This is a genomic window from Agrococcus sp. HG114, assembly GCF_024723325.1.
GTDB lineage: Bacteria > Actinomycetota > Actinomycetes > Actinomycetales > Microbacteriaceae > Agrococcus.
The window spans coordinates 1-856 of the sequence record NZ_JANQCH010000245.1 but is presented as its reverse complement, the minus strand read 5'-3'; the positions used below and the strand labels follow the sequence as shown (position 1 = coordinate 856).

Annotated in this window: 1 protein-coding gene; it reads right to left on the bottom strand. The window is 75.9% G+C overall.

Annotated features, from left to right (window positions below; genetic code table 11):
- A partial coding sequence (locus NWP09_RS13025; protein WP_258275913.1) for a M4 family metallopeptidase occupies positions 1-856 on the bottom strand: 856 nt, incomplete at both ends.

Sequence of the window (856 nt, the reverse complement as noted above, 5' to 3'; positions counted from 1 at the left end):
GCGCCGAACCGCGCGGTCGCCGCGGCCTCGGTCGCGGCGGCGAACGCGGCGAAGCCCGCGTCGCGCGCGAGGTCGCCCGTGAGCGCGTCGAACCAGATGCGCGCGGCCGAGCCCCACGCGCGGCCGCCGATCGCCGTCGCGACGAGGTGGAACGCGCGATTGGGGATGCCGGAGTTGATGTGGACCCCGCCGAGGTCGTCGCGCGTGACCACGAAGTCGCGCATGTGGGCCGGCTGCGGGTCCCTGCCGAGCACGGGGTCGTCGTAGGCGGTGCCGGGCGCCGCCATCGAGCGCAGCGCCACGCCCTGCACCGCGTCGGTGAAGACGCCCTCGCCGATGAGCCAGTCGGCCTCGTCGGCGCTCTGGCCGAGCGCGTGCTGCTTCACGAGCGAGCCGATCACGTCGGCGATCGACTCGTCGAGCGCTCCGGACTGGTCGCGGTACTCGAGGTCCGCCGTCGCCGCGATGACGCCGTGGCCGAGCTCATGGCCGATGACGTCGATCGCGCCGGTGAAGCCGGCGAACACCTCGCCGTCGCCGTCGCCGAAGACCATGCGCTCGCCGTCCCAGAAGGCGTTGTCGTAGCGCGAGCCGTAGTGCACCGTCGCGCGCAGCGGCATTCCCTCGCCGTCGAGCGAGTCGCGCCCGAACGCGTCGTGCAGGAGCCGCCAGGCGGCGCCGAGCCCGTCGTACGCCTCGTCGGCCGCGCGGTCGCCCGTGGGCGGCTCGCCCTCGGTGCGCACCCGGTCGCCCGGCAGGTGGGTCTCGCCGCGCGCGTCGCTGATCTCGCGATGGGGTGCGGGCTCCTCGCCGGGGAGGCGGCCGGGGCGCGGGACCGCGAGCGAGGGGCGCGAGC